The sequence below is a fragment of the Streptomyces tirandamycinicus genome (assembly GCF_003097515.1).
GTDB classification, from domain to species: Bacteria; Actinomycetota; Actinomycetes; order Streptomycetales; family Streptomycetaceae; genus Streptomyces; species Streptomyces tirandamycinicus.
In genome coordinates, this window is sequence record NZ_CP029188.1 from 837,011 (window position 1) to 851,480 (window position 14,470).

Sequence of the window (14,470 nt, forward strand, 5' to 3'; positions counted from 1 at the left end):
GGCCCGTTGGCCTGCCGACGGCCGAGCGCGCTTCGCGCCCTAACCCGCCGTCAGTTGTCGTCCTCGTCGATGAGGAAACCGCGCATCGGCGACGGCGCCTGCTGCATCGGCTGCGGGCCGCCCTGCGGCCGGACCGGTGCCATCGGCTGGGTCATCGCCGGGGACATCTGCTGCTGGCCGCCGTACGACGGGGCGCCGCCCATGCCCTGGTTGCCGCCCATCGTCTGGTTGCCGCCGAAGGAGGGGGCTCCGGCGCCGGCCGGAGCCATCGACGGGGACGGGGGCAGCGAGGCGGCCGCCGGAGTCCGCGGCGGGGCCAGCGAGTCGTCGGCCTGGGTCTCCAGCTGGCGCAGCTGGCTCTCCAGGTACGACTTCAGACGGGTGCGGTACTCGCGCTCGAAGCCGCGCAGGTCCTCGACCTTGCGCTCCAGCGTGGCGCGGGCGGACTCCAGCGAGCCCATCGCGACGCGGTGCTTCTCCTGCGCGTCCCGCTCCAGCGCGTCGGCCTTGGCGCGGGCGTCCCGCTCCAGGCCCTCGGCGCGCGAGCGGGCCTCGCCGACGATCTTGTTGGCCTCGGAACGGGCCTCCGCGATCGCCTGGTCGGCGGTCTGCTGGGCCAGCGACAGCACACGTGCCGCGCTGTCGCCGCCCGGGCCCTGGCCCGGGAGCTGCGGGCCGCCGTGACCGCCCATGGGGCCGCCCATCGGGCCGCCCATGGGACCGCCCTGCATCGGGCCGGGGCCCATCGGACCACCCTGCGGGTGACCCTGCGGATGACCCTGAGGACCGTGACCACCGGGACCGGCCGGCAGCTGAGGGGCTCCACCGGGCAGCTGGGGGGGACCCATCTGCGGGGGCTGCTGCTGGACCGGGGGTCCGGATATGGCGGCGGGCACGGGGGCGCCGGGACCGCGGCCGTCCTGCGGCTCCGGCGGCTTGCGCATGCCCTGCTGCTGGTTCTGAGCGGCCGCCCGGGTCGCCGCCGCCAGCTTCGCGCGCAGGTCCTCGTTCTCCCGGAGGAGGCGCGTCAGCTCGGCTTCGACCTCGTCGAGAAAGGCATCGACCTCGTCCTCGTCATAGCCTTCTCGGAGGCGGACGGTCGTGAACTGCTTGTTCCGCACGTCCTCGGGGGTCAGCGGCATCTCTACTTCACCTCTACGTAGTCGTCGGCAGTCGGCAAGACCGTACCGTTCACATCCCTCTCCCCACGCTGCTCACGACGGAGATCAGGATGTAGACGATGATCATCAGAACGAAGAAGGACAGATCGAGTGCCACGCCCCCGAGACGCAGCGGCGGGATGAACCGCCGCAGAAGCTTGAGCGGTGGATCGGTGACAGTGTAGGTGGCCTCCAGGACGACCACCATCGCCCTCCCGGGTTGCCACGAGCGGGCGAACTGGAAGACGTAGTCCATGACCAGCCGGAAAATCAGCACGATGAGGAAGCACATCAGAGCGATGTAGATCACCTGCAGTGCGACGCTCATCCCGCGCTTCCCTCTCCCCTGGCTCTCGTTGTCCGGCCTCGCGGCCGGGTCGTTCCCTCGGTCGTGTTCTTGCTCGTTCTAGCTCTGGTTGAAGAACCCGCCCTCTGCGATGCGGGCCTTGTCCTCCGCCGTGACATCGACGTTAGCAGGCGAGAGGAGGAAGACTTTCTGAGTCACCCGCTCAATGCTGCCATGGAGACCGAAGACGAGCCCCGCCGCAAAGTCGACAAGTCGCTTCGCATCGGTGTCGTCCATCTCGGTCAGATTCATGATCACCGGGGTGCCCTCGCGGAAGTGTTCCCCGATGGTACGGGCCTCGTTGTAGGTCCGCGGGTGCAGAGTCGTGATGCGGTAGGGCTCCCGCTCGGACACAACCTTGGGCATGATCACCGGTGCGTTCTTCTCCAGACTCGGACGTTCAGGTGTGATGGATGCCACGGGTGCGATTCGCGCCGGACGTCCTGATTCCGCGGCGAGCTGAGCCGCCGGCGACGGGGACGCGGCGGCGGGTCGCGGCGCGGACTCCCGCGGGGCCGGCGGCTGGACCACGCGCACCGGCTCCTCCCGTTCCACCTGGTGCGGGGGCTGGTGACGGCGACGGTCCCGCTCGGGCTCCGGCTCCATCTCGGGTTCGAAGTCGTCGTCGGGGTCGAATCCCCGGCCGTCGTACCCATCGTCCTCCACGAGGCCGAGGTAGACCGCCATCTTGCGCATAGCGCCGGCCATTCTCTGAGTCCTCCGCTCTGTGGTGGATCGGCTTCGTTCGGCTACGTCACCAAGTGCCCGCGATCCACTCGGCCTGTCCGCCTTTCGACGGAAATGACCATATTTTCTGCTGTGGTCCGACTTGCTTCGCGACGTTACCCGAGCCGGGGTCGGACTCCGAGCACCGCCGTACCGACGCGCACATGTGTCGCTCCGGCCGCCACTGCCTGCTCGAGGTCCCCACTCATCCCCGCCGACACCATGTTCGCAGCCGGACGGTCCGCGCGCAGGCGGGATGCGAATTCCACCAGCCGCTCGAAAGCGGCCTGTTGACGCCCCGCGTACGGCCCCGAGAGGGGGGCGACCGTCATCAGCCCGTCGAGCCGGAGGCCCGGGGCCGCGTCCACGGCGGCGGCCAACTCCTCGATGCCGTCGGGAGCCACGCCGCCCCGGTCGCCCTGCCGCCCGGATTCCGCGTCGAGGGCCACCTGGATGAGGCAGCCCAGTTCGCGTCCGGCCCGTACCGCCGCCGCGGACAGGGCGCGTACCAGCTTCGGCCGGTCGACCGACTGCACGACATCGGCATAACCGGCGACGGAACGGACCTTGTTGGTCTGAAGCTGACCGACGAAGTGCCAGGTGAGCGTCAGATCCGAGCAGGCTGCCGCCTTCGGGGCCGCCTCCTGGTCCTTGTTCTCGGCCACGTGGCGCACCCCGAGTTCGTGCAGCAGGCGGACGTCGCTCGCGGGATAGGTCTTGGTGACCACGATCAGCGTCACCTCCTCCCGCTTGCGCCCGGCCGCGGCGCAGGCGGAGGCGATACGTTCCTCCACCCGCGCCAGGTTCTCGGCGAGTTCGGTCCTGCGCTCGGTCATGCGTCGTCTCTCTCGCGGTCCAGCCACACATATCCGGCGAGCCGCCCGGTGGTGCGGTCGCGCCGGTAGGAGAAGTGGTCTCCCGACTCCAGTGTGCAGACCGGCGACGCGATCCGGTCACGCACACCGAGCGCCGCGAGCTGCGCGTGCACCCCGGCGGCGACGTCCACGGCCGGGGTGCCCCAGCCGGTCTCGGCCCACGCCGCCGGCTCGGCCGCGGCGACCTCCGCGCGCATGGCCGCGGGCACCTCGTAGCACCGCCCGCAGACCCCGGGTCCGGTCCGGGCGGTGATCCGGGAGGGTTCGGCGCCGAGTGCGACCATCGCCTCGACCGCCGCCGGCACCACCCCGGCGACCATCCCGGGGCGTCCGGCGTGCGCGGCGCCCACCACGCCGGCGACCGGGTCGGCCAGCAGCACCGGTGTGCAGTCGGCGGTGAGCACCGCGAGCGGGAGACCGCGCCGGGCGGTGACCACCGCGTCGGCGGCGGGGACGTCCTCGCCGGTCCAGGGACCTTCGACGACGGCGACCTCCCGGCCGTGCACCTGGTTCATCCAGACCACGAGCGCCGGGTCGACACCCAGCCGCCGGGCCGCGAGTTCCCGGTTCGCACGTACGGCGACGGGGTCGTCGCCGACCGCGCCGCCGAGATTGAGCTCGTCGTACGGAGCGGCGCTCACCCCGCCCCACCGGTCGGTGAAGGCGAAGTGGGCGCCGCCCACTCGGTTGTGCTCCGCTATCACTTCAAGATCACTTCAGGAAGTCCGGGACGTCCAGCTCCTCCGCCGAGCTGTCGTACGGCCGGGCCGGCGGCACCTGCGGCGAGGAGCTCTGCGTCACGGAGATCTCGTTCGCCGCGGGGGCCGGCTCGGCGGGGGCGGTCTCCTCGCGCGGGGTCACGGTGCCGAGTCCGCCGAGGGAGCGCGGCGGCTCCGGCCGGGACGCCGGGGCGGGCTCCTCGCGCTTGGCGGAGGCGGAACCGATCACGTTGTCACGCCGGGCGGGGGGCTGGCCGCCGTCGAACCCGGCCGCGATGACGGTGACCCGCACCTCGTCGCCCAGCGCGTCGTCGATGACGGCACCGAAGATGATGTTGGCCTCGGGGTGGGCGGCCTCGCTCACCAGCTGGGCGGCCTCGTTGATCTCGAACAGGCCGAGGTCGGAGCCGCCGGAGATGGAGAGCAGCACGCCGCGGGCCCCGTCGATGGAGGCCTCCAGCAGCGGCGAGGAGATCGCCATCTCGGCCGCGGCCACCGCGCGGTCGTCGCCGCGGGCCGAGCCGATGCCCATGAGGGCGGAGCCGGCCTCGGACATGACGGACTTGACGTCGGCGAAGTCGAGGTTGATGAGACCGGGCGTGGTGATCAGGTCGGTGATCCCCTGGACGCCGGACAGCAGCACCTGGTCCGCGGACTTGAACGCGTCGAGCACGCTCACCTGGCGGTCCGAGATGGACAGCAGCCGGTCGTTCGGGATGACGATGAGGGTGTCGACCTCCTCGCGGAGCTCGGCGATGCCGTCCTCGGCCTGGTTGGCGCGGCGGCGGCCCTCGAAGGTGAAGGGCCGGGTGACCACGCCGATGGTGAGGGCGCCGAGCGAGCGCGCGATGTTGGCCACGACGGGGGCGCCGCCGGTGCCGGTGCCGCCGCCCTCGCCGGCGGTGACGAAGACCATGTCGGCCCCCTTGAGGACCTCCTCGATCTCCTCCCGGTGGTCCTCTGCCGCCTTGCGACCGACGCCCGGGTTGGCTCCGGCCCCGAGGCCGCGGGTGAGTTCGCGGCCGACGTCGAGCTTGACGTCGGCGTCGCTCATCAACAGGGCTTGCGCGTCCGTGTTGATCGCGATGAACTCGACGCCCTTGAGACCGACCTCGATCATTCGGTTGATGGCATTGACACCACCGCCGCCGACACCGATGACCTTGATGACTGCGAGGTAGTTCTGCGGTGCTGCCACGTCGAAGGCCTCTCGCCTCGAGTTACGAGTCGCCACTTCGCGGTGGTGGCCGCGCCGCGACGACGGATGCCGATTGGGACGGTCCGAAATGCCGACCCGAACCCTAACGTTGAAGTTTAGGGTTACCAGTGTCCCTGCTTCCTGGACTCTCTCGAACGAGACACTAAGTCGACACGTGGCGTGCGTTCAACGAACACGCCGAACCTCCCGTTTTTCTTTTCACCCTATGTGATCAGCCGTCGCGCTGACCAACCAGGGTGCTGGCCTGCACGTTTGTACGTCAACTCGCCGACGCCGCAGGGGCGGTTGGGGCGCTCACATCGAAGCGCCCGGCGCGGGGGGCGGCTTTCATCAGGGCGGTGAGCGCACGCGCCTTGACTTCGCTCTTCTCGCTGCTGCCCCACATCACCTCACGGTCCCGCGTCAACTTCAGCGTGAGTGAATCGTACGAAATGACTTGTACGCTCAGCAGGTCCTTGACGATCGGGGCGGGCAGCCGGGAGACGACCAGGGCCGCCTCCTTCAGCAGGCGCTGCCCACCGAAGCGCCGGACGCCGGGGGACTGATCCGCCGTCAATTCCACCAGTGGTACCGCCTTGGGCGCTTTGTCCACGGTGGCGAACCGGACGCCCTTGGCGTCCACTTCGACATACCGGGCGCCCTTGCGCATCAGAAGCACGGGCTTCCGCTCCGTCACGCGCAGTTCGACACCGTGCGGCCAGGAACGCTCCGCCTCGACCGAGTCGATCCGCGCGAGCCGGTCGCGCAGCCTGCTCTCGATCCGGTCCAGGTCCACGGAGACCATGGGGCTGCCGAGCGGGACACCGGCGGCCAGCTCGACCTCACGGGGTGTCAGGACCCGGGTGCCAGAGACCTCGACGCGCTCCGCCCGGACCCACGAGGAGCCGTACAGCACCCACAGGCCGCCGCCGGTCAGTACGGCGGCGGCGAGCAGGGAGACCAGGAGCCGGGGGGCGGGGAGCCGGCGGCGGCGCGGCGGCGGGCCCTTGCGGTCCCGGCCGGCCGGCGGCCGCCCGCCGGGCTTGCGCGTGCCGCGTTCGGCGGTCGTCGGTCCGGCCATGCTCCCTGCCCTTCGCCGTGCCTATCGGCGTGACGCGATCGCCTCGTACACCATTCCGACAAGCAGATCGTCTGCGTCCCGGCGCCCGAACTCGGAGGCCGCGCGGGACATCTCGTACAGCCGGTGCGGATCGGCGAGCACCGGGAGCACATGGCCCTGGACCCACTCGGGGGTGAGCTCGGCGTCGTCGACCAGCAGCCCGCCGCCGGCCTTCACCACGGGCTGCGCGTTGAGCCGCTGTTCGCCGTTGCCGATCGGCAGCGGTACGTACGCGGCGGGCAGGCCCACGGCGGAGAGCTCGGCGACGGTCATGGCGCCCGCGCGGCACAGCATCATGTCGGCGGCGGCGTACGCGAGATCCATCCGGTCCACGTACGGTACCGGGAGGTACGGCGGCATTCCGGGCATGTTGTCCACGTGCGGCAGTTCGTTCTTCGGCCCGACCGCGTGCAGGATCTGGATGCCGGAGCGCTGAAGCAGCGGAGCGACCCGCTGGACCACCTCGTTGAGCCGTCGCGCGCCCTGCGACCCGCCGGAGACCAGCAGGGTCGGCAGGTTGGGGTCCAGCCCGAAGGCGGCACGCGCCTCGGGCCGCATCCGGGCACGGTCGAGGGTGGCGATGGAGCGGCGCAGCGGGATCCCGACGTAGCGGGCGTCCCGCAGCTTGCTGTCGGGCGTGGACACGGCGACCGCGGCCGCGTACCGCGAACCGATCTTGTTGGCCAGCCCGGGGCGGGCGTTGGCCTCGTGGACGACGATCGGGACGCCGCGCCGCTTGGCCGCGAGGTACCCGGGCAGGGCCACATACCCGCCGAAGCCGACGACGGCGTCGGCCTTGGTCCGCTCCAGGACCTGCTCGGCGGCCTTGATCGTGCCGCGCAGCCGGCCCGGGACGGTGATCAGCTCGGGCGTCGGCTTGCGCGGCAGCGGCACGGCGGGGATCAGCGCCAGCTCGTAGCCCCGCTCGGGGACGAGCCGGGTCTCCAGGCCGCGCTCGGTACCGAGGGCCGTGATGCCCATCGTCGGATCCTGCCTCCGCAGGGCGTCCGCGAGGGCGAGCGCGGGCTCGATGTGGCCGGCGGTCCCCCCGCCGGCGAGTACGACATGCACCGAAATTCACCGCTCTCCGGACGGACGTTCCTTGACGCGCCGTCTCATCGTCTTCCATCTCATCCCGGGCCGCACGGCCAGGGCCGCCTTCGCCGCGGGATCCTCCCGCGCGAAGGCGATCAGCAGTCCGACCGCGAACATGGTCGGCAGCAGGGCGGAGCCCCCGTAGGAGAACAGCGGGAGGGGGACACCGGCGATCGGCAGGAGCCCGAGCACCGCACCGATGTTGACCACGGCCTGGGCCGTGATCCAGGTGGTCACACCTCCCGCGGCGTACCTCACGAAGGGGTCCTCCGTGCGTCCGGCCACGCGGATACCCGCATAGCCTAGAGCCGCGAACAGCGCGAGCACCGACAGTGTCCCCGCGAGACCCAGTTCCTCCCCGGTGATGGCGAAGATGAAGTCGGTGTGCGCTTCGGGGAGTTGGCCCCACTTCTCCACACTCGCCCCGATTCCCGAACCGAACCATCCGCCGGAGGCGAGGGCGTAGATCCCGTGCACGGCCTGCCAGCAGCTGTCGTCCGGGCCGGGGTCGGTGGCGCCGACGCACTGGAAGCGGGCCATCCGGTTGGGGTTGGTCCCGATCAGGACGGCTCCGATTACCGCGGCGACGGACAGCACGCCCACGAACAGCCTCGTCGGGGCGCCGGCCAGCCAGAGCAGCCCGAAGAGGATCGCGGTCAGGATGATCGCGGTGCCCATGTCACCGCCGAGCATGATCAGCCCGAGCAGGGTGAAGGCCACCGGGACCAGCGGGACCAGCAGGTGCTTCCACTGCGTGAGCAGCCGCTTGTCCTGCTTGCGGGCCAGCAGGTCGGCGCCCCAGAGGATCAGCGCCAGCTTGCCGAACTCGCTGGGCTGGAGCTGGAACGGCCCGCCGAGGGAGATCCAGTTCTGGTTGCCGTTGACCGACTGCCCTATCCCGGGGATCTGCACCAGGACCATCAGGCAGGCGCTGACGACGAGGATCGGGTACGCCAGGGCGCGGTGGAGCCGCAGGGGCATCCGGGAGGCGATCAGCAGCAGTCCGGTGCCGATGACGGCGGCCAGGAACTGCTTGCGGAAGAAGTACGAGGACGGCAGCGAGTACTTCAATGCCGTGATCATCGAGGCGGAGTAGACCATCACCAGGCCGAGCACGGTGATCAGCAGGCCGGCGCCGAGGATCACGTAGTAGGCGGTGAGCGGCCGGTCCCAGGCCCGGCGGGCCTGCTCGTACAGCCTGCGCAGTCCGCCGCCGCGGGGCGGGCGGGACCGGGCCGCCGCCGACGGCCCGGCCGTACGCCGCCGCGTCCGCGCGCGGCGCGCGGCCGCCGCGCAGCGCGACTCCGGCAGCCCGGCGAGGGCGGGCGGGCGCCGGGCCCGGCCGAGCGCGCGCCCCGGCGGTGAGCGGCTCGCGCCGGGCGGCCCGGGGCCGCCCGGTCGCCGCGCCGCCGGGGCGGCGGGGATCGGGCGTCGTGGTCGCGTCGGGTGGCATGTCGCTGTCCCCTCCAGGTCGTGGCCCGCGCCGCCGGGTCGTGACGGCGGGGCCAGGTCCGGTCAGGCGCGCTCGGCGGCGAGGGCGCGGACCGCGTCCGCGAACGCCTCGCCTCGCTTGTTGTAGTTGGCGAACATGTCCATCGAGGCACAGGCGGGAGCCAGCAGGACCGTGTCCCCCGGCCGTGCGAGCCGTGCCGCCTCGCGGACCGCCGCCGGCATCGCCCCAGTGTCGGTCCGGTCGAGGTCGACCACCGGGACCTCGGGGGCGTGTCGCGCCAGGGCTTCGGCGATCAGCGCCCGGTCCGCGCCCATCAGCACCGCACCGCGCAGCCGTTTCGCGGACTTCCCGACGATCTCGTCGAATGTCGCGCCCTTGGCGAGACCGCCCGCGATCCAGACGATCGGCTCGTAGGCCGCCAAGGACGCTTCCGCGGCATGGGTGTTGGTGGCCTTGGAGTCGTCCACGTACGCGACGCCGTCGACCTCGTCCACGTACTCGATGCGGTGCGGGTCGGGCCGGAACGCCCGCAGGCCGTCCCGTACCGCGGCCGCCGGGACCCCGAAGGCGCGCGCCAGGGCGGCCGCGGCGAGGGCGTTGGCGATGTTGTGCGGGGCCGGGGGCCCGGCGCTGGTCCCCCGGGAGGAGGACGCCGCGATGTCGGAGACCTCGGCGAGTTCCTGCGCCTGCTTCTGCCGGTTCTCGACGAAGGCGCGGTCGACGAGGATGCCGTCCACGACGCCGAGCTGCGAGGGGCCGGGTGTGCCGAGGGTGAAGCCGACGGCGCGGCAGCCCTCCACGACGTCCGCCTCCCGCACCAGGGCCTCGGTGGCGGGGTCGGCGGCGTTGTAGACGCAGGCGACCGTGTTGCCCTCGTAGACGCGGCCCTTGTCGGCGGCGTACGCCTCCATGGAGCCGTGCCAGTCGAGGTGGTCCGGGGCGAGGTTGAGGACGGCGGCGGAGTGGGCGCGCAGCGAGGGGGCCCAGTGCAGCTGGTAGCTGGAGAGCTCGACGGCGAGCACGTCGTACTCCTCGCCGCCGAGTACCGCGTCCAGCAGCGAGACCCCGATGTTGCCGACGGCGGTGGTCTTCAGGCCCGCAGCCGTCAGGATCGCGGCGAGCATCCGCACGGTGGTGGTCTTGCCGTTGGTGCCGGTGACGGCGAGCCAGGGTGCCGCCCGGCCGCCGTCCGTCCCGCGCAGCCGCCAGGCGAGTTCGACGTCGCCCCAGACCTCGACGCCCGCCTCGGCGGCCGCCGCGAAGAGGGGCTTGCCGGGCTTCCAGCCGGGCGCGGTGACGACCAGCTCGGTGCCCTCGGGCAGGGTGTCGCCGTCGCCGAGGCGGACGGTGATGCCCGCCCGCCCGCCGTCTTCCTCGTTCGGGTCGCGGTGCGCCGCCGCCCAGGACTCCAGCTCCGCCGCCTGGGCCCGCGCGCGCTCGTCGTCACCGTCGTCGACGACGGTGACGACCGCGCCGAGGCCGTGCAGGACGCGGGCGGCCGGGATGCCGCTCACGCCCAGCCCGGCGACGGTGACGTGCTTGCCCCGCCAGTCCCGCGTACTCACTTGTCGGCCGCCCAGCCCGCGTAGAAGATGCCCAGTCCCACGATGACGCACATGCCCTGGATGATCCAGAACCGGACCACGACCAGGACTTCGGACCAGCCCTTGAGCTCGAAGTGGTGCTGCAGCGGGGCCATCCGGAAGACGCGCTTCCCGGTGAGCCGGAACGAGCCGACCTGGATGATCACGGACAGGGTGATCAGGACGAACAGGCCGCCGAGGAGCGCCAGGAGCAGCTCCGTGCGGGAGCAGATCGCCAGGCCGGCGAGCGCGCCGCCGAGCGCCAGGGAGCCGGTGTCGCCCATGAAGATCTTCGCCGGGGAGGTGTTCCACCACAGGAAGCCGAAGCAGGCGCCCATCAGCGCGGCGGCCACCACCGCGAGATCGAGGGGGTCCCGCACCTCGAAGCAGGCGGCGGGGTTGGTCAGCGTCATCGCGTTGGCGCAGGACTCCTGGAACTGCCACAGGCCGATGAAGGTGTACGCGCCGAAGACCATCACGGAGGCGCCGGTGGCCAGGCCGTCCAGGCCGTCGGTGAGGTTCACGCCGTTCGACATCGCCAGGATCATGAACAGCGCCCAGACCACGAACAGCACCGGCCCGATCGACCAGCCGAAGTCGGTGACGAACGACAGCTTGGTGGAGGCGGGCGTGTTGCCCCGGTTGTCCGGGAACTGCAGCGCCAGCACCGCGAAGGCGATGCCGACGATCAGCTGGCCGGCCATTTTCGCCTTGGCCCGCAGGCCCAGCGACCGCTGCTTGACGATCTTGATGTAGTCGTCGAGGAAGCCGACCAGGCCCATGCCGGCCATCAGGAACAGCACCAGCAGACCCGGGATGGTCGGGTCCTCGCCGGTGATCACCTTGGTCAGGGCGTACGCGATCAGCGTGGCCAGGATGAAGGCGATGCCGCCCATGGTGGGCGTGCCCTTCTTGCTGCCGTGGCTGCGCGGGCCGTCGTCGCGGATGAACTGCCCGTAGCCCTTGCGGGCCAGCAGCTTGATCAGCAGCGGCGTACCGATGAGCGTCAGGAAGAGCCCGATGGCTCCCGCGAAGAGGATCTGCCTCATCGGCCGGCGACCTGCCCCTCGGCCGGAGGGGTGTCGGCGAGCAGCGCCTCGGCGATCCGCTCGAGCCCGGCCGACCTGGAAGCCTTCACCAGCACGACGTCTCCCGGGCGCAGCTCTCTGCGCAACAGGTCGACCGCCGCCTGCGCGTCGGACACGTGCACCGACTCCTCACCCCACGAACCCTCGTTATATGCGCCCAGTTGCAGCCAGGACGCTTCCCTGCCCCCGACCGCGACGAGCTTGCTGACGTTGAGCCGGACGGCGAGCCGTCCGACCGCGTCGTGCTCGGCCAGCGCCTCACCGCCGAGCTCGGCCATCGGACCGAGCACCGCCCACGTGCGCCCCCCGGCGGCCTCGGCGGCCGTGCCCATGGCGGCGAGCGCACGGAGTGCGGCGCGCATGGACTCGGGGTTCGCGTTGTAGGCGTCGTTGACGATCGTGACGCCGTCCGGACGCTCGGTGACCTCCATACGCCAGCGGGAGAGGGTGCCGGCCTCCGAGAGCGCGGTGGCGATCTCGTCGACGGACATGCCCAGCTCATGGGCGACGGCGGCCGCGGCGAGCGCGTTCGACACGTGGTGCTCACCGTACAGCCGCAAGGTCACGTCGCTGCACCCGGAGGGTGTGCGAAGCAGGAATGCGGGCTGTCCACCGGGCAGGAGTCGGACGTTCTCGGCGCGTACGTCCGCTTCGTCCGACTCACCGAACAGCACGACACGTGCCCGGGTACGGGCCGACATGGCGCGGACGAGGGGATCGTCGGCGTTGAGGACGGCCACCCCGCCCGCTTCGGCGGAGGGCAGCGTCTCCACGAGCTCGCCCTTGGCCTCGGCGATCTGCTCGCGGCCGCCGAACTCGCCGATGTGGGCGCTGCCGACGTTCAGCACCACGCCGACGCGGGGCGGGGTGAGCTGGGTGAGGTAGCGGATGTGGCCGATGCCGCGGGCGCCCATCTCGAGGACCAGGAACCGGGTCTCGTCGGTGGCGCTGAGCGCGGTCAGCGGCAGACCGATCTCGTTGTTGAGCGAGCCGGGGGTCCACACGGTCGGCGCCTTGCGGCGCAGCACCTGGGCGATGAGGTCCTTGGTGCTCGTCTTCCCCGCGGAGCCGGTGAGGGCCACCAGGGTGGCGCCGAGGCGCCGCACCACGGCGCGGGCCAGCGCGCCGAGGGCCCTCTGGACGTCGTCCACGACGACGGCGGGAACACCGACGGGCCGCGAGGCCAGTACGGCGGCCGCACCCGCGGCGACCACGTCCGCGGCGTAGTCGTGGCCGTCGACGCGGGCGCCGGCGAAGGCGACGAAGAGGCTGCCGGGCACGACCTCGCGGGAGTCGCGGACGACGGGCCCGGTGACGCGTACGGACGGATCCGGTATGTCGTGGAGCTGCCCGCCGACGGCTTCGGCGATCTCGGCGAGGGAGAGGCTGATCACTGGTTCATCCCCCACTGTTCTTTCGGCTGTGCTCGATCGCTTCGCGGAGCACCCGGCGGTCGTCGAAGGGGCGCACCACCCCGGCGATGTCCTGCCCCTGCTCGTGCCCCTTGCCGGCGACCAGCACGGTGTCGCCGGGCGCGGCGCGGGCGACGGCCGCGGCGATGGCGGCGGCCCGGTCCGCCTCCACCAGCACGTCGCCGCGCTTGTGGGAGGGCACCTCGGCCGCGCCCGCGAGCATCGCGGCGAGGATCGCGAGCGGGTCCTCGGAGCGGGGGTTGTCCGAGGTGAGGACGGCGGTGTCGGCGTAGCGGGCGGCGGCCGCGCCCATCGGGCCGCGCTTGGTCCGGTCGCGGTCGCCGCCGCAGCCGAGCACGATGTGCAGCCGGCCCTCGGTGACCTTGCGCAGGGAGCGCAGCACCGATTCGACCGCGTCCGTCTTGTGCGCGTAGTCGACCACCGCGAGGTACGGCTGGCCGGCGTCGACGCGCTCGAGCCGGCCGGGGACGCCCGGTACCGCGGCGACGCCGTCGGCCGCGGTCTGCGGGTCGATGCCCGCGACGGCGAGGGCGACGATCGCGGCGAGCGTGTTGGCGACGTTGAAGGGGCCCGGCAGCGGGGCCTTGGCGCGCAGCCGCTCGCCCTGGGGGCCGAGGACGGTGAACGTGGAGCCCAGCGGGCCGACTTCGACGTCGTCGGCGCGCCAGTCGGCGTCGGGGTGGCCCTCGGCGGAGAACGTGACGACGGGGATCGCGGACTCCGTGACCAGCCGCTGCCCGTACTCGTCGTCGAGGTTGACGACGCCCCGCCTGGCGCGGGCCGGGGTGAACAGCTGGGCCTTCGCCTGGAAGTAGTCCTCCATGCCGGAGTGGAACTCCATGTGCTCCGGCGAGAGGTTGCTGAAGACGGCGACGTCGAACACGCAGCCGTCGACCCGGCCGAGCACCAGGGCGTGGCTGGACACCTCCATGGCCACCGACTCGGTGCCGCGCTCGCGCATCACGGCGAACAGGGCCTGCAGATCGGTGGCTTCGGGGGTGGTGCGCTCCGACTTGATGCGCTCCTCGCCGATGCGCATCTCGACCGTGCCGATCAGGCCGGTGCGGTGGCCCGCGCCGCGCAGACCGCCCTCGACGAGGTACGCCGTGGTGGTCTTGCCGGAGGTGCCGGTGATGCCGATCTGCAGCAGCGCCTCTCCGGGGCGTCCGTAGATCTCGGCGGCGAGTTCGCCCATCCTGCCGCGCGGGTCCTCGGTGACCAGGACGGGCAGGCCGGTCCCGGCGGCGCGTTCGGCGCCCGTCGGGTCGGTGAGGATCGCGGCGGCGCCGAGATCCCTGGCCTGGGCGACGTAGTCGGCGCCGTGCAGCCGGGCGCCGGGCAGAGCGGCGTACACGTCTCCGGGGCGCACCGCGCGGGAGTCGTGCGTGATGCCGGTGACCGCGCCGGAGCCCGGGGGCTCGACCCCCAGCCGGGCGGCCAGCTCTGCGAGGTCGGTCGGGCGGACCTCGGCCGGACGGGGAGGGGCGGTTCGGTACTGATCAGCTTGTGGCACGGCGGTGAGCGTACCGGCAGTACCGGGACCGGCGCGAAATGAGGGGCCCTGCCGGGAGCCGCGGGCGCCCGGGGAGGGGGCTTCGGCGGGCGGGGGCGGGGCGGACCCCGGGGAGCGGTTCCCGGGGTCCGGCGTGACGGTTCTCACTGGCTGTTCCTCCC

General features: G+C 72.1%; 13 protein-coding genes. All 13 read right to left on the reverse strand.

What is annotated here, in order from left to right; all coding sequences use genetic code 11:
• Window positions 1–50: 50 nt before the first annotated feature.
• Window positions 51–1,142, reverse strand: coding sequence for a DivIVA domain-containing protein (locus DDW44_RS03640; protein WP_026165227.1), 1,092 nt, complete (start codon window positions 1,140–1,142; stop codon window positions 51–53).
• A 49-nt stretch (window positions 1,143–1,191) separates the two neighbouring features.
• Window positions 1,192–1,488: a YggT family protein gene (locus DDW44_RS03645; protein ID WP_017947448.1), complete on the reverse strand. Its 297-nt coding sequence runs from the start codon at window positions 1,486–1,488 to the stop codon at window positions 1,192–1,194.
• A gap of 78 nt (window positions 1,489–1,566) precedes the next feature.
• The gene (locus DDW44_RS03650; protein ID WP_017947447.1) at window positions 1,567–2,214 is read right to left on the reverse strand and encodes a cell division protein SepF; all 648 of its coding nucleotides are present in this window, start codon (window positions 2,212–2,214) and stop codon (window positions 1,567–1,569) included.
• A gap of 134 nt (window positions 2,215–2,348) precedes the next feature.
• Complete coding sequence (locus DDW44_RS03655) at window positions 2,349–3,068, reverse strand: YggS family pyridoxal phosphate-dependent enzyme (RefSeq protein WP_108905508.1); 720 nt, start codon at window positions 3,066–3,068, stop codon at window positions 2,349–2,351.
• Window positions 3,065–3,790 carry a peptidoglycan editing factor PgeF gene (gene pgeF / locus DDW44_RS03660; RefSeq protein ID WP_244223955.1) on the reverse strand — a complete coding sequence of 242 codons (726 nt, stop codon included), beginning with the start codon at window positions 3,788–3,790 and terminating at the stop codon, window positions 3,065–3,067. Before pgeF ends, DDW44_RS03655 begins: the two co-directional genes overlap by 4 nt.
• 28 nt (window positions 3,791–3,818) lie before the next feature.
• Window positions 3,819–5,024, reverse strand: coding sequence for a cell division protein FtsZ (gene ftsZ, locus DDW44_RS03665; RefSeq protein WP_108905510.1), 1,206 nt, complete (start codon window positions 5,022–5,024; stop codon window positions 3,819–3,821).
• A gap of 280 nt (window positions 5,025–5,304) precedes the next feature.
• The gene (locus tag DDW44_RS03675; RefSeq protein ID WP_108905512.1) at window positions 5,305–6,105 is read right to left on the reverse strand and encodes a cell division protein FtsQ/DivIB; all 801 of its coding nucleotides are present in this window, start codon (window positions 6,103–6,105) and stop codon (window positions 5,305–5,307) included.
• Window positions 6,106–6,126: 21 nt separating this feature from the next.
• Window positions 6,127–7,215 carry an undecaprenyldiphospho-muramoylpentapeptide beta-N-acetylglucosaminyltransferase gene (gene murG, locus DDW44_RS03680; RefSeq protein ID WP_017947442.1) on the reverse strand — a complete coding sequence of 363 codons (1,089 nt, stop codon included), beginning with the start codon at window positions 7,213–7,215 and terminating at the stop codon, window positions 6,127–6,129.
• 6 nt (window positions 7,216–7,221) lie between these two features.
• Window positions 7,222–8,550 (reverse strand): putative lipid II flippase FtsW, encoded by a 1,329-nt coding sequence (gene ftsW / locus DDW44_RS03685; RefSeq protein ID WP_108905513.1) that lies wholly within the window; start codon window positions 8,548–8,550, stop codon window positions 7,222–7,224.
• 204 nt (window positions 8,551–8,754) lie between these two features.
• Window positions 8,755–10,257 (reverse strand): UDP-N-acetylmuramoyl-L-alanine--D-glutamate ligase, encoded by a 1,503-nt coding sequence (murD, locus tag DDW44_RS03690; RefSeq protein ID WP_108905514.1) that lies wholly within the window; start codon window positions 10,255–10,257, stop codon window positions 8,755–8,757.
• On the reverse strand, window positions 10,254–11,324 hold the full coding sequence (gene mraY / locus DDW44_RS03695; protein ID WP_017947439.1) for a phospho-N-acetylmuramoyl-pentapeptide-transferase: 1,071 nt from the start codon (window positions 11,322–11,324) through the stop codon (window positions 10,254–10,256). Before mraY ends, murD begins: the two co-directional genes overlap by 4 nt.
• Complete coding sequence (locus DDW44_RS03700; protein WP_018890366.1) at window positions 11,321–12,757, reverse strand: UDP-N-acetylmuramoyl-tripeptide--D-alanyl-D-alanine ligase; 1,437 nt, start codon at window positions 12,755–12,757, stop codon at window positions 11,321–11,323. The genes mraY and DDW44_RS03700 overlap by 4 nt, the downstream gene beginning before the upstream one ends.
• Window positions 12,758–12,761: 4 nt before the next feature.
• Window positions 12,762–14,456, reverse strand: a complete 1,695-nt coding sequence (locus tag DDW44_RS03705; RefSeq protein ID WP_425275618.1) for a UDP-N-acetylmuramoyl-L-alanyl-D-glutamate--2,6-diaminopimelate ligase — start codon at window positions 14,454–14,456, stop codon at window positions 12,762–12,764.
• Between the last annotated feature and the right edge of the window lie 14 nt (window positions 14,457–14,470).

Coding starts and splice junctions, on each gene's coding strand:
- DDW44_RS03640 (WP_026165227.1), bottom strand. CDS start 1,142: ATGCCGCTGACCCCCGAGGACGTGCGGAACAAGCAGTTCACGACCGTC.
- DDW44_RS03645 (WP_017947448.1), bottom strand. CDS start 1,488: ATGAGCGTCGCACTGCAGGTGATCTACATCGCTCTGATGTGCTTCCTC.
- DDW44_RS03650 (WP_017947447.1), bottom strand. CDS start 2,214: ATGGCCGGCGCTATGCGCAAGATGGCGGTCTACCTCGGCCTCGTGGAG.
- DDW44_RS03655 (WP_108905508.1), bottom strand. CDS start 3,068: ATGACCGAGCGCAGGACCGAACTCGCCGAGAACCTGGCGCGGGTGGAG.
- DDW44_RS03675 (WP_108905512.1), bottom strand. CDS start 6,105: ATGGCCGGACCGACGACCGCCGAACGCGGCACGCGCAAGCCCGGCGGG.
- mraY (WP_017947439.1), bottom strand. CDS start 11,324: ATGAGGCAGATCCTCTTCGCGGGAGCCATCGGGCTCTTCCTGACGCTC.